The 16531-nt window shown below is 39.8% G+C and carries 21 protein-coding genes and 1 other RNA gene; 10 read left to right on the top strand and 12 right to left on the bottom strand.

The features are described from left to right. Position 1: 1 nt before the first annotated feature. Positions 2-397: a GtrA family protein gene (locus CXF93_RS18275; RefSeq protein WP_101063950.1), complete on the bottom strand. Its 396-nt coding sequence runs from the start codon at positions 395-397 to the stop codon at positions 2-4. Positions 398-467: 70 nt separating this feature from the next. Between CXF93_RS18275 and CXF93_RS18270 the strand changes: the two genes are divergently transcribed. The 3 genes from CXF93_RS18270 to CXF93_RS18260 are packed head-to-tail and all read left to right on the top strand — an operon-like array spanning position 468 to position 2677. Continuing rightward, a complete protein-coding gene (locus CXF93_RS18270; RefSeq protein ID WP_101063949.1) occupies positions 468-1313 on the top strand; it encodes a decaprenyl-phosphate phosphoribosyltransferase in 846 nt (281 codons plus the stop codon). A gap of 9 nt (positions 1314-1322) precedes the next feature. Further along, complete coding sequence (locus tag CXF93_RS18265; RefSeq protein ID WP_101063948.1) at positions 1323-1748, top strand: divergent PAP2 family protein; 426 nt, start codon at positions 1323-1325, stop codon at positions 1746-1748. Positions 1749-1753: 5 nt separating this feature from the next. Continuing rightward, complete coding sequence (locus CXF93_RS18260; protein ID WP_101063947.1) at positions 1754-2677, top strand: lysylphosphatidylglycerol synthase transmembrane domain-containing protein; 924 nt, start codon at positions 1754-1756, stop codon at positions 2675-2677. Positions 2678-3257: 580 nt separating this feature from the next. Here CXF93_RS18260 and CXF93_RS18255 read toward each other — a convergent pair. Further along, positions 3258-3536, bottom strand: a complete 279-nt coding sequence (locus CXF93_RS18255; protein ID WP_101063946.1) for a hypothetical protein — start codon at positions 3534-3536, stop codon at positions 3258-3260. A gap of 376 nt (positions 3537-3912) precedes the next feature. Between CXF93_RS18255 and CXF93_RS22485 the strand changes: the two genes are divergently transcribed. From CXF93_RS22485 to CXF93_RS22000, 3 genes are read left to right on the top strand one after another with little or no spacing between them, the layout of a single operon-like run. Then, the gene (locus CXF93_RS22485) at positions 3913-4059 is read left to right on the top strand and encodes a major capsid protein P2 (protein ID WP_157824468.1); all 147 of its coding nucleotides are present in this window, start codon (positions 3913-3915) and stop codon (positions 4057-4059) included. A gap of 12 nt (positions 4060-4071) precedes the next feature. After that, positions 4072-4305 (top strand): hypothetical protein, encoded by a 234-nt coding sequence (locus tag CXF93_RS18250; RefSeq protein WP_101063945.1) that lies wholly within the window; start codon positions 4072-4074, stop codon positions 4303-4305. Beyond that, a complete protein-coding gene (locus CXF93_RS22000) occupies positions 4305-4472 on the top strand; it encodes a hypothetical protein (protein ID WP_157824466.1) in 168 nt (55 codons plus the stop codon). Before CXF93_RS18250 ends, CXF93_RS22000 begins: the two co-directional genes overlap by 1 nt. 59 nt (positions 4473-4531) lie before the next feature. Here CXF93_RS22000 and CXF93_RS18245 read toward each other — a convergent pair whose 3' ends face one another. From CXF93_RS18245 to smpB, 4 genes are all read right to left on the bottom strand, one after another. Beyond that, positions 4532-4828, bottom strand: coding sequence for a hypothetical protein (locus CXF93_RS18245; protein WP_101063944.1), 297 nt, complete (start codon positions 4826-4828; stop codon positions 4532-4534). Positions 4829-4848: 20 nt separating this feature from the next. Further along, positions 4849-5043: a hypothetical protein gene (locus tag CXF93_RS18240; protein WP_101063943.1), complete on the bottom strand. Its 195-nt coding sequence runs from the start codon at positions 5041-5043 to the stop codon at positions 4849-4851. Positions 5044-5177: 134 nt separating this feature from the next. Further along, positions 5178-5536: a transfer-messenger RNA gene (gene ssrA, locus CXF93_RS18235) on the bottom strand. Between the two features lie 41 nt (positions 5537-5577). Continuing rightward, positions 5578-6057 carry an SsrA-binding protein SmpB gene (gene smpB, locus CXF93_RS18230; RefSeq protein ID WP_101063942.1) on the bottom strand — a complete coding sequence of 160 codons (480 nt, stop codon included), beginning with the start codon at positions 6055-6057 and terminating at the stop codon, positions 5578-5580. A gap of 220 nt (positions 6058-6277) precedes the next feature. Between smpB and CXF93_RS18225 the strand changes: the two genes are divergently transcribed. Continuing rightward, a complete protein-coding gene (locus CXF93_RS18225; protein ID WP_101063941.1) occupies positions 6278-6721 on the top strand; it encodes an SRPBCC family protein in 444 nt (147 codons plus the stop codon). Continuing rightward, positions 6702-7031, top strand: a complete 330-nt coding sequence (locus tag CXF93_RS18220) for an RnfH family protein (protein WP_101063940.1) — start codon at positions 6702-6704, stop codon at positions 7029-7031. Before CXF93_RS18225 ends, CXF93_RS18220 begins: the two co-directional genes overlap by 20 nt. 104 nt (positions 7032-7135) lie before the next feature. On the opposite strand, the gene bamE is transcribed toward CXF93_RS18220, so the two are convergent. The 3 genes from bamE to nadK all read right to left on the bottom strand — a co-directional run bounded on the left by bamE (position 7136) and on the right by nadK (position 10397). After that, on the bottom strand, positions 7136-7492 hold the full coding sequence (gene bamE / locus CXF93_RS18215; RefSeq protein WP_101063939.1) for an outer membrane protein assembly factor BamE: 357 nt from the start codon (positions 7490-7492) through the stop codon (positions 7136-7138). 154 nt (positions 7493-7646) lie between these two features. Continuing rightward, complete coding sequence (gene recN, locus CXF93_RS18210; protein ID WP_101063938.1) at positions 7647-9308, bottom strand: DNA repair protein RecN; 1662 nt, start codon at positions 9306-9308, stop codon at positions 7647-7649. A gap of 207 nt (positions 9309-9515) precedes the next feature. Further along, positions 9516-10397 carry an NAD(+) kinase gene (nadK, locus tag CXF93_RS18205; protein WP_101063937.1) on the bottom strand — a complete coding sequence of 294 codons (882 nt, stop codon included), beginning with the start codon at positions 10395-10397 and terminating at the stop codon, positions 9516-9518. Between the two features lie 258 nt (positions 10398-10655). On the opposite strand from nadK, the gene grpE reads away from it, so the two are divergent. Beyond that, positions 10656-11306, top strand: coding sequence for a nucleotide exchange factor GrpE (gene grpE / locus CXF93_RS18200; RefSeq protein WP_101063936.1), 651 nt, complete (start codon positions 10656-10658; stop codon positions 11304-11306). A gap of 156 nt (positions 11307-11462) precedes the next feature. Here the strand turns inward: grpE and CXF93_RS18195 are convergent, their stop codons facing one another. Next, positions 11463-12617: an anhydro-N-acetylmuramic acid kinase gene (locus tag CXF93_RS18195; protein ID WP_101063935.1), complete on the bottom strand. Its 1155-nt coding sequence runs from the start codon at positions 12615-12617 to the stop codon at positions 11463-11465. A gap of 115 nt (positions 12618-12732) precedes the next feature. Continuing rightward, positions 12733-14031, bottom strand: a complete 1299-nt coding sequence (locus CXF93_RS18190; protein ID WP_101063934.1) for a peptidoglycan DD-metalloendopeptidase family protein — start codon at positions 14029-14031, stop codon at positions 12733-12735. Between the two features lie 182 nt (positions 14032-14213). On the opposite strand from CXF93_RS18190, the gene tyrS reads away from it, so the two are divergent. Continuing rightward, positions 14214-15410 (top strand): tyrosine--tRNA ligase, encoded by a 1197-nt coding sequence (tyrS, locus tag CXF93_RS18185; protein WP_101064064.1) that lies wholly within the window; start codon positions 14214-14216, stop codon positions 15408-15410. Positions 15411-15537: 127 nt separating this feature from the next. Here tyrS and CXF93_RS18180 read toward each other — a convergent pair whose 3' ends face one another. After that, complete coding sequence (locus CXF93_RS18180; protein ID WP_101063933.1) at positions 15538-16161, bottom strand: trimeric intracellular cation channel family protein; 624 nt, start codon at positions 16159-16161, stop codon at positions 15538-15540. Positions 16162-16531: the final 370 nt, after the last annotated feature.

The raw sequence follows: 16531 nt of genomic DNA, 5'->3' as shown, positions 1-16531 counted from the left end.
TTCAACGCTCTATAAATACATATTTTTTATCTAAGTGGTACTTGGTAATGTAACCAATGCTTAAGCCAATGATTGCCCCCGCATACCGCATCGTTTTTGTTTCAAACCACATATCAAAGGTATATTCCGTGACCCAAAATATAAGTGTCGTCGCAACGCCCATTAAGCTATAAAAAAAGAATGCTATTAAGTTTTTTTTCTGTGTTTCAGCCGTAAATTCGAAGATGTACTTCTTATCCAGTAGGTACTTTACTACCAAACCTACGAGTGTGCCGATAAGCATACTCATTGCCAGTTCATACTTGTGAGGTAGTAGATGTGATGTTATTTCTTGTGCAAGTAAGTTTACAATTGTCGCTAGGAAAGCGAAAATGACATAAAGTACAGTTTTGGTCATTTCAAGTACATACTTTTTTATTTCTGGTATGATTAGTTTAACTTAATCATTGAGAGTAATCCTAGTCATAATGTCCAACTTTCCAGCAATAATTCGATTAATACGGCCTAAACAATGGGTTAAAAACGCATTTGTTTTCGCTCCTTTGTTATTTTCTGGTTTATTTTTGGATATAGCCTCAATTCAAAACACTTTTGCAGCCTTTATTATATTTTGTCTGGCTTCCTCTGCAACCTATGTTCTTAATGATTATAATGATATTGAAGATGATAGAAAGCATCCTACTAAATCGAAAACAAGACCACTAGCCTCAGGTGAAGTGAGTAAGCGGCAAGCCCGTATTTTAATCGTTTTACTTTATAGTATAGTGATGTTGTCTGCCTTGATGTATCCTATGGTGGTCGCGGTAGTAGCTAGCTATTTGTTGCTTAATGTGGCTTATTCATTTTACTTAAAACATCAGCCTGTGCTTGATATTTTTACTATCGCCACGGGCTTTGTGTTACGTGTCTACGCTGGGGCCGTTTCATTAGATGTTCCTCTATCCTCTTGGATGTTTATTACTACTTTATCACTTGCTTTATATTTAGCTGCAATCAAAAGACGACAAGAGTTAGTTATAAATGGTAAATCAGCGAGGAATGTATTACAACACTACACAATAGAACTTGTTGATAAATATGCCGAAATGTCTGCGACGTGTGCCATTCTATTTTATAGTCTTTTCATCATTTCTGATAAACCAGATATGGTTTATACAATCCCATTTGTTTTATTCGGCTTATATCGCTATTGGTTTATCGTTGAAATAAAAAATTCAGGAGAGTCTCCTACAGATGCACTGTTTGCCGATTGTTTGCTTCAACTAACTATTCTTGGTTGGGTTGGCGCTTGTGTTTACTCTTTAATGCCATAGGTAATGACAATGGATTTAAGTTATTTAATTACTCCTTTTTTTGCTTGGCTCGTTGCAGGGTGTACAAAATTTGCAATAAATACTATCAAAGCCAAGCGCTTTGCTTTTGACTTAATAGGCTATGGTGGTTTACCCAGTAATCATAGTTGTATAGTGAGTAGTACTGCTGCAATTATTGCTTTTAATGAAGGCTTACAAGAACCTGCATTAGTAGTGGCGCTTGCCTTAGCGTTCATTGTTATTCTTGATGCAAATAGTCTACGACAACAAGTAGGTAAACACGCTAGAGTAATTAACGAGCTCAATAGTAAGAGTTCAGAGCCACTGTTAAGAGAGCGAATGGGGCACTCTCGCATTGAAATTTTAGCCGGTATTATTACAGGAATTACATCAGCAGGTGTCGTTCATTACTTCTTTTCTATCATATTGTCTTAATAGGTATGCAGGCATTAAAGCTAAATACTTACCTGAATCGCTTTAAATCTATCTATCTTTTATTAACGCTTGGTTTTGTCTTATTCATTGCGTGGAGGCAGTTGCCTGACTTTCGAAATGTTGTTCGTCATCTTGACTCTATATCGATTGAAATATTTGCTTCTAGTTTAGTACTCGCTGCTTGTAGTTACAGCTTTAGATCGTTACGTTGGTTGCTTTTCATACGGCTGACTGAACAACTAGCCTCGTGTAGGCATCACATATTTATTTATTTGTCTGGTTTTGCATTTACTGCTTCACCCGCTAAAGCTGGCGAGTTAATGAGAGGTACGCACCTTATGCTGATTGGCGTGCCTTTTCGATATACATTGTGTAGCTTTATTTCAGAAAGGTTGTTTGATGTGATTTCTGTATTATTATTAGGCTCTTATTTTCTGATCTATCATTTTAACATTGCATTTTCTTTACTTCTAATTTTGATATTAATACTTCCTTTCATGGTTTCAATGATACTCAATTTGGTATCGCGCTGGCTTAATAATGAAAGGCTATTGAACTTAATCCTTGTATTTCGTAGCTTGTGGAAAAAGAGAATTGTAGCGACAAGTATGCTCTATTCTTTATGCGCTTGGTCAGCACAAGGTTTTATTTTATATCTTATATTAATCCAGTTAGGTGTTGAGATAAGCATCCCTATGGCTGTGAGTATTTATTGCTTGAGTTTACTTATAGGGGCTGCATCACTTATTCCTAGTGGTATTGGTGCAACAGAATTAGGGATGATTTGGTTACTGAATAAGGTTGGCGTGGAGAATGATATTGCTTTCATTTCATCATTGGTAACCCGAATGGTAACGCTATGGCCAGCGATGTTATTAGGTTTACTGTGTGCTTTTTCGTTAAATAAAGCACATGAATCTGAGGTGTAAGCTGATAGTATCATGTCTCTATTTCGTATTTATTTTAATCTTATTTGATGTATATTTATTTTTTACATTAAAGGCTATCCTTTCTTGTTGCAAGGTGCTGAATTAATATTCACCCATTTTCATATTAATTTAATTAGAAGGGGTGGGGAGTTTTGATATGAGTATCTACTGTGTTTTTAAGTGGTATTTGAAAGGTCTTATGATGGTAAAATTGTTTTAGTTAGTCAGTTGATTTCGTCTTAATTCTTTAAGCTTAAATTCCGCTTCTAATACTCAGTATAGCCTTGGTTTACTTGGTTCTCAGTGTCAACATTAACTGTTTTATTCGGATCTTAGTGACGGTATAAATATCAGCTCTGCAGATTAACAGGTTCGTCAGAACCGTTATTACCTGTAAGAGTAAGGTTTTATTTTAGTTCTATTGTTTCACAAAATTTACGCATTTTTAGCTTTGAGTTTTTTACTCGCTGGTAAGTAGCATGATTATATACATAACTCTAAGGGTATTGGAATGCAAACGCCCACTATCGACTTGTGGCTATATCATAGAGGTTATTCAATGTCTCTAGAATACTTTTAATCAACTCATCTTGTGTATGATTGCGGTATCCTCATTTTCAAAAATGATGACTTCGTGTGAGTAACGTTTTTTGTCTTTTTTTGTTGACAGGGATTTTTTAACATATCCATCAACAAACGTGTCCATAAAATAGTTGTAAGCGTCTTCATCCGTAATATCAATAATAACCAGATTAGAGATAGCTTGAAGCAATCTAGGATTATAAATTGAATTAAGAGGCTCCTTGGCAACGCTGTTGTATCTTATGATATTTTTAATTGACGATTGTTTCCCCATCATGAAATAATTTAACTACCATTACTTAATCTTCGTGATAACAAAGGTTTTAAGTACTTTATTTTCAACTGTGCTTTGAGTGTAACCTAAGCTTCAATAGGCATCCTTTTTAATTTTTAGTTTGAAAATATCATACTTAGCAGAGCATATTTTTTCATTGTAAAGAAAAGATTTGGGCGGGGTTCGTACCTGTTTACGCTCGCAATTGGTTGTCTGCGGATAAAGCAATAATGATGCTGTTGAAAATACAGTAGGTTAGGGAGTTCATCGGTGTCCCCCCAACTAAATTGAATTTTTACAGGTACAGGTTACGACGAAAAAACAGTGCTAAGATAGTGATAGGTCCTACCTATGACATGATTGTCCTTATTGTGGATTTATTGACAAGTTTGAAGGACATAAAGGCCTAGCTAAAACAGCAGGTTTCTTCACTATGCCACTGGCTGATATTTCCGCTAAAACTAAAAACGGCGTGAACTACAGCGGATTATTGACTGAAGCGGGCGACACGAACGCGGCCAAGTGAGACGAAATTAGTATGAATGACCGTGGTTGGAAAGATGAATATTTATTATTACTGACTACAGCACCATTAATACTTTGTTCCTTGCCGGACTATGCGGATTATGTAAATCAGGGTTTTACCGCATTGGATACGGTACCGGAATATTACTGGTATGGCTTGGCGATGGTTTACATTGATACGTTTGGTTTTAGACGGATGTTACGCACGGCCATGGAACAGTGGGTAAATAAACGGGCGGTGATGTAATGGATTTTCCTGCAGTTGCATTACTCAGTAGTCTTGGTATTAACCCGCTTGTTGTTTTTACGTGTTGGGTCGGTTGGCAACTGGTGAAAGTAAACAAGGGGATAAGAGGCAGTATTGTTGATCTCAACACTCGCGTTACGGTATTAGAGAAAACCGAGAAAAGCTAGAAAGCAAAAAGCCCATTGAATAACGCGATTCAATGGGCTTTTTTATATTTGTTATAGACTTACATCCAGTAAGACTTTGCTTCAGGCATAAAATCGCTAGTATCAGACATGTTTCTAATTGCACCATCTGCATCATTCAGCTTAGGCTCTTCTAACACTTCGTCTTTTGTTTCTGTTTTGTTTTCTTTTTTATCCAAGTCATCAACACTAATTGGTTGATCTGCAGTGGCATCTTCAATGCTTGCAGGTGCAAAGTTTTGGATATTACTGCTTGGCTGGTTCATTGGCAGGTTGGAATTATTGCTACAACCTTGATTTAACAAGCAGATGAATATAATTAACGGTAAAAATCTCATAAACACCTAATACTATCGTTTTAGTCTACTTGGGTTTTTAGCAGCGTCATTACTGCCATGAATTCTGTAATGGCAAGGAGGCCATTCTTATCTTGTTTTTTTTCTGCTTTCGGCGCGCCGAGTACCGATGGATCATCCGATTTTAATTTATCGCCGACACCGCTACAAGCTTGAATCGATAGACAAATAAAAATAATCGGGATTATTTTGTTCATGTTCATATCCTGCCTACCCTTTAAAAACAATGACTTACATTTAATTTTATCAAACTGCAGATAAAGAAAAGCCCATTGAATCAAACCATTCAATGGGCTGCGACACTTAGGAGGGTGCCGTTCTAACTTGCGTTTGGTGGAGTCGGGGGGAGTTGAACCCCCGTCCGAAAAACCTACATCCGCGGTACTACATGTTTAGTCATCTCTATTAATTTAACTTTTTATTAAGCCGAGTGACAGGCCGAACAAAAGCGTGCTCGATTGTGTTTAGCGCTTTCTCTACGAGCGAAGAGTCCACGCGATCTTGATATTTAATGACCATACAATATTAGGGACCCTCAAGCAGGGTTCTAAATGATGGCTAGCGAGCCTAAGCTGCTAGAGTGTGGTTAGAGTCGTTTGCAACTATAACAGTGCGGCTTTTTACGAGGCCAACCGCCCCTCGACATGCACCTAGGGTTTCGTGAATCTCGTCGAATCCTAAATCGACCCCAGAACTAAAATTCTACGCCTTTAGTTTGGAATTGCAACTAATTAACGAACTTTGTGCTTCATCATTCGTTCTTTGTCTATTTTCCATTCTCGATCTTTCACATCTGAACGTTTATCGTGCTCTTTTTTACCCTTTGCAAGGCCAATATTTACTTTCACCCAAGCCTGTTTCCAGTACATAGATGTAGCAACAATCGTATAACCTTGACGTTCAACTTTACTTGCTAGTACTTCTAGTTCTCGTTTGTTTAATAACAACTTACGAATACGAGTTGGGTTGCAAACTACATGTGTAGATGCGGCGTCTAGTGGCATGATCTGCGCACCAGACATAAACGCTTCACCGTTTTTAATAAACACATAACTCTCGGTAATATTTACTTTACCAGCGCGTAATGATTTAACTTCCCAACCTTGGAGTTCTAATCCTGCTTCTAAGCGGTCTTCGATTTTATATTCGAAACTAGCGGTTTTATTTCTCGCTATGGTGTTTTCGCTATTTTTTGGTTTTTTCTTAGCCATAATTTATCTTTATGCACCCATCATTGACGGAATTTAATGTTATAAATCTTATAACAAAATCGCATTTTATCCTAGTACTTGTCTTGCTTTGCGCGGAATAACAAATGAATTTTAGTTAGATAAATGCTAAAGTTGCCTGCTTATTACTAATGGTAGTGTGATATTGAACCTTTAGTAAACGATTTGATTTTTAGATTATAGTTTGAAGATAGGGACATGTATGCCACGGATAACGCGCAGCGCACTGTTAATGTATAGCGCTGACCAAATGTTTAATTTAGTAAACGATGTTGATGCATACCCAAATTTCTTACCAGGCTGTACTGGTACACGCATTTTAGATGAACATGATAACCAAATGACGGCTGCAGTTGATGTTGCCAAAGCGGGTATTAGTAAAACCTTCACCACCAAAAATACCCTGATACCAGGACAACAAGTGAAGATGGATCTAGTCGATGGCCCGTTTAAAAAATTGACCGGTGGTTGGACGTTCAAAGCGTTAGATGAAACGGCGTGTAAAGTGACACTCGATTTAGAATTTGTGTTTAGTAGTAAGTTAGTGGAAGTGGCGTTTGGGCGTATTTTTTCTGATTTAGTGAATAACATGGTGCAGTCTTTTACCGACCGTGCAAAAGAGGTTTATGGTGTTGACCAAAATTAATGTTGAAGTGATTTATGCATTACCAAAAGAGCAAATTACCTTTAAGGTGAGCGTAGAACAAGGTGCGACAGCATTGCAAGTGATCGAAGCATCGGGGATATTAATTAAATATCCAGAGATAGAGTTTACGGTAAATAAAATTGGTATCTACAGTCGTTTAATCAAACTTGATACTGTGGTTGAAGACGGTGAACGGGTTGAAATATACCGACCGTTAACGGCGGATCCAAAAGAGATGCGTAAGCGCCGAGCAGGCAAAGCCAAAGAAGAAGGGCGACTGCACGAAAAGACCGGCCAAAAAATAAAATAATGCCATTGGCATAATAAAAATCACAATCTAGTGCAGGTTGTGATTTTTATTCACTCATATTTATCAGTCTAGCTTATCCATCGCGCTTATCTTGCTATCTCGACCTATTGACCAAGCGGTGTTGAAAAGTTAGGGTTTAGTGGATAATCACCAACCACAGTTTTCAAGTTATCACCTGCAAACGTTAATATCAGCTGTTTACTTGTTACTTTTCCACGGCCTGTTTTGAAGTGATATAAATAATTCCACACGTCATGATCGAATGAATCAACCAGCATTGGACTACCAAGTACAAACGTCACTTGTTCTTTAGTCATATCAACACGTAATTTGTCTACTTGGTCATCCTCAACATAGTTACCTTGTGGGATATCAATTTTATAAACCATTTTTTCTAGAATTGAGCAGCCCGATAAACTAAAGATAGCCAAGCCTGCAATAAGTAAGTGTTTTAAGCGCATAAGTATTTTGCTAATTAAGTCCATATAGAAAGGTAAATAATAACTCGGCTGGCGAGTGAAGTAAATCGGTGTATTTAATCGACTTACTTAACGATACGCTGATTAGTAGGTAAAAGCAGGGATTAGTTCCCTGCATTATCTTGATTCTGAGAGGTTAAACTAACATTTCAGCGGCGTTATTGAGGCTTGATGCGGTGATCTTATCGCCACCAAGTAAACGCGCTAACTCTTCAATACGCATTTCCTGACTTAAAGCTATCATACAGGTCTCGGTGGTTTTACCGTCGGTGGTTTTACTCACATACATCTGCTGATGGCCTTTTGATGCCACTTGCGGTAAATGGGTGACACACATAACTTGGGTTTTATCGCCTAATTGACGTAATAGCTTGCCGACAATGGAGGCTGTTTGTCCGGAAATACCCACATCTACTTCATCAAAAATCAAGGTCGGGGTGGAGATCTTCTGCGCAGTGATCACTTGGATTGCTAAGCTTATACGCGAGAGCTCACCACCTGATGCCACTTTACCCAGTGCTTGTAATGGTTGACCCGGATTGGTTGAGACTAAGAAGTTAATATTATCTAAACCTTGTGGGTTTGGTGCCTTTTGGCCATCGTTTTCGAGGACCATCTCAAAACAGCCATTTTCCATACTCAATTCATGCATACTGGCCGTGATCAGCTTATTTAATTGCTTAGCGTATTTTTGACGGCTGAGGGATAACTTTTCTGATTGTTGATGATATTTAACTTGCGACTCTTGCAGCTCTAGCTTGATACTTTCAATGCGCTCATCATCTCCAGCAATGTTATCCAGCTCGGATTTTAGCATTTGATGGTGTGTAGCTAGTTGTGCTGCGGGTACTTGGTGTTTACGTGCGAGCTCTAAGGCTTTACCTAAACGTTCATCAAGGTATTCAAATTGTTGTGGGTCGCGTTCTAAATTATCGGTATAGCTGCGGAGTTCATTACCGGCTTCTTCAACCAGTACCACAGCTTCTTGTAAGGTATCGGTAATTGATTTTAATTTCGGGTCCATGTCGAGCAAGTTTTCTAAACGGTGGGTAACGACTTGCAGCATACTGCAGATCGTATTGTCTTCATTTTCATACAAGATATCGGCACTGCTCATGCATTCTTCTACTAACTCAGTGCTGTTGGCGAGCAATCTATGTTCAGCTTCAATTTGATTGTATTCACCGTCAGCAAGGCCAAACTCGTCAAGTTCTGATACTTGGTATTGTAATAGTTGCTGGCGCGCCGCACGTTGTTGTTGATTCTGTAATAGTTTCTTTTCCTCATTGGCAAGATTATGCCAAGAACGATAACTATCACGTACGTTGATTTGTAATTTACTATGGCTGGCATAACCATCCAGGATCGCTAATTGAATTTCAGGCTTAAGCAAGGTTTGGTGGGCGTGTTGGCCATGCACCTGAACCAAGAATTGCGACAGTGATTTAAGCTGTTGTAAAGGTACTGGGATACCATTGATGTAGCCTTTAGAGCGACCTTCTGCGGTGATTACACGACGCAGGATACATTCATCTTCATTATTTAATTCGTGCTCGACTAACCACTTATAGGCGAGAGAACTTGCTTCAACGGTAAAGATAGCGCTTATCTCGGCTTTCTTTTCACCTGGGCGCACCGTACTGGCATCAGATCGAGAGCCTAAGGCAAGACCTAATGCATCAATCGCAATTGATTTACCTGCACCAGTTTCACCGGTTACGGTTGTCATTCCCGATTTCAGTTCAAGTTCTAAAAATTTAACGATAGCAAAATTATGAATAGTGAGTTGCGTTAGCATACGTATCCTGTTTATTTTATCAGGCTGGGTTTATATACAGTATATATCTGCAAACCCATAACTGTAAATACTTTGCTTTTAGTTGCCGGGTTTATTTTTGATTTGTGAGCTAGATTAGGGCCATATTGAGATAAGAGTGAGATAAGGAGACGTTGGTGAGAAGTAAGGCTTAACGGGGAACTAAGCCTTATAGTTAGCGTGTTTAGGTTAAAATAATTTACTACCCCAACCTAATTTTTCACGTAAAACTTTAAAATAATCATAGCTTTTGGGATGGATCAAATGCAGGTGATTTTTATCACGTTTGATGATAATTTCATCACCAGGTAACACTCCTATGTGTACGTGACCATCACAACTGACCATCATGTTCTCTTCATTATTTGGCGAAACGACCAATCGCACCGTGCTATTGGCACTAATCACAATGGGGCGACTCGAAAGTGTATGGGGGAACATAGCCATTAAAGTCATCGCTTCTAAATTTGGCGATATAATCGGGCCTCCAGCAGACAATGAATAGGCCGTTGAACCGGTTGGTGTTGATACTAATAAACCATCGGCACGTTGACTGAGCATAAAACTATCATCAATATGCACTTCAAACTCAATCATTGCGGGGATCTTACCTGGGTGTAAGATGGTTTCATTGAAGGCCAGATTAGTGCCTTTTAACATACCGTAGCGATAAATCGAGGTATTTAATAAAATGCGTTTTTCTGAGATATACTCACCTTGTAATACCCCTAATAATTGCTCATCGAAGTCTTCAGGGTCAAGGTCTGTCAGAAAGCCTAAATTACCCCGGTTAACCCCGATAACGGCAATATCAAAACGTGATAATACTCGACCAGCACCTAACATATTACCGTCACCGCCGACAACCACCGCGAGGTCGGCTTCTTCACCTAAATTCATCAGTGGACGTGATACTACCTCTTTCATGTTCAGGTCTTGGGATACTCGGCTATCCACAATCACCTTATAGTTATGTTTGCTTAAAAAATTATGCAGGGCAATAAGGGTTTTGGTTGTTTCTGGGTGCTTAGGTTTACCGATTAACCCGATGGTTTTGAACTCTCTCTTCATTGCCTTGATTCCACTAAGTAAGTATAGATTCAGTATATACTCAAGCGAGTTGAAGATTCAAAGTATAAAGACGATATATATGGCGCTGAGTAAGCAATTTTACTGATGTTTTTCGCACTATTTTACGTTGGGGGATAACTAGAGATGAATTTGACTTGAATCTCGTGTTAGGATCCCCATTATATTTCGGTATAACCCCCTTAATTGTAATATAGTGTACTTATATAAAGTATGCTGAATTGAATGTCGGAGAAAGTAATGAGCAGCGAAGAGCAAAAAGTACAGGCTGAAAAGCAAGTTGAAGAACAGTTAGTAACAGAAGCACAGCCTGTAGTCGAAGGTGTTACAGCTGAAAACGTGACAGTTGAAGAAGTAGCTATCGAAGTTGATGAGTCTGTTGCACGCATCGCTGCACTAGAAGCTGAACTTGCAAAAGCAACGGCATCAGCAGCTGAATTTAAAGATACTGCATTACGCGCTAAAGCTGATGCTGATAACATTCGTCGCCGTGCAGCGATTGATATTGATAAAGCTAAGAAATTCGCATTAGAAAAATTTGCTAATGAACTACTGCCTGTTATTGATAACATGGAACGTGGTCTACAACATGCTGACAAATCAAATGAAGCACTAGTACCACTGATTGAAGGTATTGAGCTAACGGCTAAATCACTGGAATCAGCATTAGAAAAATTTGGTGTTAAATCGGTAAACCCTGAAGGTGAAGCGTTTAACCCTGAATTACATCAAGCGATGAGCATGATTGAAAGTGCAGACGTTGCGCCAAATACAGTAATCACTGTAATGCAAAAAGGTTATGAGCTAAATGGTCGTCTAATCCGACCTGCAATGGTAATGATCTCTAAAGCAGCACCTGCAGCGACACCAACAATTGATACACAAGCTTAATTGCGAATGTAGCAAGCAGCTGTTGTATCAGTAGTTATAGTACAGTTGTGAAAATAGAGCCGTTTGGCTCTATTTTTTTATCTGCGATTTATTCAGAGGTTGGTGTTTTAGTTGCAAGGGGAGATTGCGAGACTAGGGTTCTATTAACCGACATAATTAACCGGCAGGATAAAACGCGCCGAGAATAGCAGTGCGACTGGCCCCTGTGACTGCAGGTAGATTACCTGGCTGTTTATGCATGTGCTGTTTTGCTAGCCAAGCAAACGCAATCGCTTCAACCCAATCGGGATCAATACCAATCTCGGCGGTGGTCATGACAGGGCTATTGGGCAAGAGCTCGGTCAAATCAGCCATCAGTAATGGATTCGCTGCGCCGCCACCACAGATATATACTTCAGTGTTGATACTCACGTTATCGCTATTATCAAGATCTAATTCCATAACCTCATTGGCAATAGAGACTGCTGTAAAACGGGTTAATGTGCGTTGCACGTCGGCATCGTTATAATGATCGGTATATAAGTCGCTAGCTAAATAAGGCTGCAACCAAGCTAGGTTGAATAACTCTCTACCTGTGCTTTTGGGCGGGATTAGCGCAAAGTACTCGTGTTGTAATAGTAAGTTTAATAACGGCTGGATAATAACCCCAGTTTTCGCCCATTGACCATCTTTATCATAGCTTTTATCACTGCTGCTTTTAGCACTAAACCAGGCGTCGAGCAGGGTATTGCCGGGACCGGTATCATAACCAGTGACGGTTTTATCTTGTGCTAAGTTGGGTAAGTAAGTGATGTTCGCCAAACCACCAATATTAACAATCGCGCGATTGATCGTTTGGTGTTGAAATACGGCTTGATGGAATGCCGGGACTAAAGGCGCACCTTGACCGCCAAGCGCCATATCTTTACGTCTAAAATCGGCAACGGTATCAATGTTGGTTAATGCAGCAAGGATATTGGCATCACCGATTTGTAAGGTGAAGCCATGCTCGGGGTGATGACGTATGGTTTGGCCGTGAGAACCTATGGCGGTCACATCATTGGCAGTGTAAGGTGTTTTAGCCAGCAATTGCTGACAGGCTAGTGCAAAGGCTTGAGCAAGCGGTTGCTCTATGGTTGCAAGCGCTGTTATCTCATCATTGTGGGGGCGACATAATTGATGCAGTTGCGCCGTCAGCAGTGCGGGCATAGGCTGTAAGTGTTGCGCAAGTAGCTGACAGCCGCCACCCTTGAACTCAACTAAAGCCGCATCAATACCATCAATGCTGGTGCCAGACATCAGGCCAATATATAACTCACGCTTGTTGGACATTGTTGTTCCTTAACTGCTTGTTAATTATTACTTGCTGCCTATTGCTTACTTTACTCAAAGTATTACTTTCGAACAACGCGTTAGTTTACCTTCACGAGTTATTTTCGATAAAGAGCTATTCTGTGAGCAGAGAGTATAACTTAGCATTACTTTCCAGTTGTTCGATGATGTTTTTGGCTTTTGAGACAAACTTCGTTTTCTCACTACCACGTAATGAATCTGCTTTCGGCAGTGATACCGTTTTCGGATTTTTGTGCTTACCATTAACCAAAAATTCATAGTGTAAATGGGCACCGGTCACACGACCTGTCGCACCAACCGTACCAATTTTCTGATTCTGCTTAACGCGCTGGCCTTGTTTTACTGTGCGCTTATTCATGTGCAAGTATTTGGTGACAATATTAGAACTATGCTTAATAAAGACGTAATTACCGTTAAAGCGATTATAAGCAGAGGCTATTACTTTACCATCACCCGCTGATACAATCGGGGTGCCGGTTCTTGCCGCATAATCAATGCCATTATGCGCGCGTACTTTACCTGTCACAGGGTGGCGACGGTTACGATTAAAGCTCGAACTGATATATTTAAAGTTGACCGGCGCACGTAAAAAGGCTTTACGCATCGAGCGTCCTGACGGCGTATAATAACTACCATCACTATTGCGTACGGCTTGGAACTTATCGCCCTGGTTAATAAACTCAGCGGCTAAAATATTCCCTGTAGAAACAAAGTCACCATCGATATATTGCTCTTCATAAATGACGGCAAAGCTATCGCCTGCGCGAATATCCAAGGCGAAATCGATATCCCAACCAAATATCGTTGCTAAGTTCATGATTTGATTTGCGGGCATGTTGGCTTTTACCCCGGCATTCCAGAAGTTACTGGTGATATCTGCGCGGGCAAATTGCTCGCGAATTTCAATCTTATTTTTAACTGTCTTGGTATCGTAACCATCACTGGTCTTATTGATATATAACGATTCTGTCGCGCTATAAGGATAAATAAGGGCGACAAACTGGCCTGCATCATTGGTGGTAATGGTTATTTTTTGTCCAGGATAAATGCTGCGTAAGCGTTTTGCTGATGATAGTCGGTCTATTTCATAGATGGTTTTTGCTGATAAATGCCCGCGTTGGCCAATTAATGATAAATTGTCGCCCGGTCTAACGATGATCTCTTCACTGGTTAACCGTGTTTTAACGGGCTTGTTTGCAGTCGATATTATCGTTGGTAATTTTAAACTGTAACGATCTCCTACTTGGTAAATGTAGAAAGATTCAGCATCAGAAGATTGCGGTGCGCTGGTGGATACAGGGAGAAACAGCAAGGTAAGGATCAAACCAAAGATAACGACAATGAAGGTTCGGTGCTGTTTTGGTAATTGCTTAAAACGGTTACCGAATGACATAAGAAAGCACTACCTTGTGAGAATATAAAAATAAGTCACATATTCTAACAAATCTTAAGGGCTGTGCAAAAAAAATTATCAGCAAATTAACGGTATTGCCGACTGGCAACGGTTTTCAATTGTAGCGCTATCCAGTACTATAGAGTCATTATATTTAGGTAATAAGTGTGGAGCTTAACATTATGACGCAAATCAATGATGCGTTACGCGAAATTAAACGTGGAACAGAAGAAATCCTAGTTGAAGAAGAGTTAGTTGCAAAACTGAAAGAAGGTCGTCCGCTAAGAATTAAATTAGGTGCTGATCCAACAGGTGCTGACCTGCATTTAGGCCATACTGTTATCTTAAACAAGTTACGTCAATTTCAAGATCTTGGTCATGAAGTTATCTTCTTGATTGGTGACTTCACTGCTACAGTGGGTGATCCGTCAGGTAAGAATTCAACACGTCCACCACTAACACGTGAAGATGTACTTGTTAATGCGAAAACATATACCGACCAAGTATTCAAAATTCTAGACGAATCAAAAACCCGCATTGAGTTTAACTCAACGTGGTTAAACGAATTGGGTGCAGCGGGCATGATCCGTTTAGCGTCGCAACAAACCGTTGCCCGTATGCTAGAACGTGATGACTTCAAAAAACGCTATGCCTCAAATCAAGGTATTGCGATCCACGAATTCATGTACCCGCTACTACAAGGCTATGATTCAGTTGCACTAAAATCTGATGTTGAACTTGGCGGTACCGATCAGAAATTCAACTTGTTAATGGGTCGTGAATTACAAAAAGCAGAAGGTCAGAAACCACAAACCGTGATTATGATGCCACTGCTTGTTGGTCTCGATGGCGTGAAGAAAATGTCTAAATCATCGAACAACTACATTGGTGTGACTGATTCGCCGAATGACATGTTCGGTAAGATCATGTCGATCACTGATGATTTAATGTGGAACTACTTTGAACTGTTATCATTCCGCCCATTAGCTGAAATTGAACAGTTCAAAGCCGATATCGCAGCAGATGCAGTTAATCCACGTGATATTAAAATTGCATTAGCAAAAGAAATCATTGCGCGCTTCCATGATGAAGCCGCAGCAGAAAGTGCCCATAATGATTTCACTCAGCGTTTTTCTAAAAATGCGATCCCAGATGAAATGCCGGAATTCGACTTTGCCGTAAGTGATGCATTGGCTATCGCTAACTTGTTAAAAGAAGCGGGCCTAGTATCTGGTACGTCTGAAGCAATGCGTATGATCAAGCAAGGCGCAGTTAAGATTGATGGCGAGAAAGTAGAAGACACACGCTTTGTGCCAGCAGCTGGTACTGCGGTATACCAAGTTGGTAAACGTAAGTTTGCGCGTATTACTTTAGTGTAATCGTTTTACTCTGATATCGGTAAATGAAAAAGGCCCGTTATGATTAATCTCATAACGGGTCTTTTTATATTGAGGATAACGTGATTATGTTTATAACTGGACTATTCTTATAATGTGACAGTGCTTATTAAGATCGATGATGTTTTAAAATGAAAATAGGTAATCGTAAATGCCAATGTACTGCGGCCATGCGGAGTGTAAATACCCCTGTCATCGCCAGTAACATCGCCACTCCTTCACTTATACCAATGAACAGTGCACCAGTATAAACAACGCCTCCCAGTACCGACGCTGTCGCATAGATGTCTTTTTGTAATACCATAGGTACGCGGCTCGCCAATAGATCACGGATAATACCGCCTGCAACACCGGTGACCACACCCATTACCACAGCTGTCATCGCCGGGGCGCCATAAGCTAAGGCTTTTTGGGTTCCTATTACGGTGAATAAGGCTAAACCTGCGGCATCGGCAAGCGGCAACAATATTGGTGGCATGCGATGATTACGGTTAGCAAACAAAATAGTTAGCAAGGACGTCAGAATAATAACGCTGAGATAAACTGGGTCGTGTACCCAGAACGCCGGACCTACATCTAAGATAGCATCACGTATTGTGCCACCGCCAATCGCGGTTACCGCAGCCAATACTGTCGCGCCAAATGGATCCATGCGCATCTGCCCTGCGACTTGTACGCCTGATATCGCAAAAACAGCAGTACCAGCTAAATCGAGTAAATAAATAATATCCATGTTCATCATCAGTAAACTTATTAATCCTTTCTACATCTGTCCATAATTAAGAAGTGAAGAGTATACGGAAAGCGAAAATGATTTCTTTTAGCTATATCGAATTTTTAACAAATAAAGTTGCAGAATATGAATAAAATTTGAATTGTTAACGAAGTAATAGTAAGTGTAATCAATATTATATTTCAGATGAAATCGGCGAGGAAGTGAGTAAAAGAGGGGGTTACAGGCATAAAAAAACAGCATAGAGAAGTTTTCGATATTTATAATTAACTATTATAAAACAAGAAACTTTTCCATGCTGTTTTCGGAACTTTAAAACTATAGGCTAGCGATTGATGGTAAAACACCACTTGTGATAGCTAAAGTAGTT

This window comes from Moritella sp. Urea-trap-13, from assembly GCF_002836355.1.
GTDB lineage: Bacteria > Pseudomonadota > Gammaproteobacteria > Enterobacterales > Moritellaceae > Moritella.
This window is presented reverse-complemented; position numbering and strand designations above follow the sequence as displayed.

Coding starts and splice junctions, on each gene's coding strand:
- CXF93_RS18275 (WP_101063950.1), bottom strand. CDS start 397: ATGACCAAAACTGTACTTTATGTCATTTTCGCTTTCCTAGCGACAATT.
- CXF93_RS18270 (WP_101063949.1), top strand. CDS start 468: ATGTCCAACTTTCCAGCAATAATTCGATTAATACGGCCTAAACAATGG.
- CXF93_RS18265 (WP_101063948.1), top strand. CDS start 1,323: ATGGATTTAAGTTATTTAATTACTCCTTTTTTTGCTTGGCTCGTTGCA.
- CXF93_RS18260 (WP_101063947.1), top strand. CDS start 1,754: ATGCAGGCATTAAAGCTAAATACTTACCTGAATCGCTTTAAATCTATC.
- CXF93_RS18255 (WP_101063946.1), bottom strand. CDS start 3,536: ATGATGGGGAAACAATCGTCAATTAAAAATATCATAAGATACAACAGC.
- CXF93_RS18250 (WP_101063945.1), top strand. CDS start 4,072: ATGAATGACCGTGGTTGGAAAGATGAATATTTATTATTACTGACTACA.
- CXF93_RS22000 (WP_157824466.1), top strand. CDS start 4,305: ATGGATTTTCCTGCAGTTGCATTACTCAGTAGTCTTGGTATTAACCCG.
- CXF93_RS18245 (WP_101063944.1), bottom strand. CDS start 4,828: ATGAGATTTTTACCGTTAATTATATTCATCTGCTTGTTAAATCAAGGT.
- CXF93_RS18240 (WP_101063943.1), bottom strand. CDS start 5,043: ATGAACAAAATAATCCCGATTATTTTTATTTGTCTATCGATTCAAGCT.
- smpB (WP_101063942.1), bottom strand. CDS start 6,057: ATGGCTAAGAAAAAACCAAAAAATAGCGAAAACACCATAGCGAGAAAT.
- CXF93_RS18225 (WP_101063941.1), top strand. CDS start 6,278: ATGCCACGGATAACGCGCAGCGCACTGTTAATGTATAGCGCTGACCAA.
- CXF93_RS18220 (WP_101063940.1), top strand. CDS start 6,702: ATGGTGTTGACCAAAATTAATGTTGAAGTGATTTATGCATTACCAAAA.
- bamE (WP_101063939.1), bottom strand. CDS start 7,492: ATGCGCTTAAAACACTTACTTATTGCAGGCTTGGCTATCTTTAGTTTA.
- recN (WP_101063938.1), bottom strand. CDS start 9,308: ATGCTAACGCAACTCACTATTCATAATTTTGCTATCGTTAAATTTTTA.
- nadK (WP_101063937.1), bottom strand. CDS start 10,397: ATGAAGAGAGAGTTCAAAACCATCGGGTTAATCGGTAAACCTAAGCAC.
- grpE (WP_101063936.1), top strand. CDS start 10,656: ATGAGCAGCGAAGAGCAAAAAGTACAGGCTGAAAAGCAAGTTGAAGAA.
- CXF93_RS18195 (WP_101063935.1), bottom strand. CDS start 12,617: ATGTCCAACAAGCGTGAGTTATATATTGGCCTGATGTCTGGCACCAGC.
- CXF93_RS18190 (WP_101063934.1), bottom strand. CDS start 14,031: ATGTCATTCGGTAACCGTTTTAAGCAATTACCAAAACAGCACCGAACC.
- tyrS (WP_101064064.1), top strand. CDS start 14,214: ATGACGCAAATCAATGATGCGTTACGCGAAATTAAACGTGGAACAGAA.
- CXF93_RS18180 (WP_101063933.1), bottom strand. CDS start 16,161: ATGGATATTATTTATTTACTCGATTTAGCTGGTACTGCTGTTTTTGCG.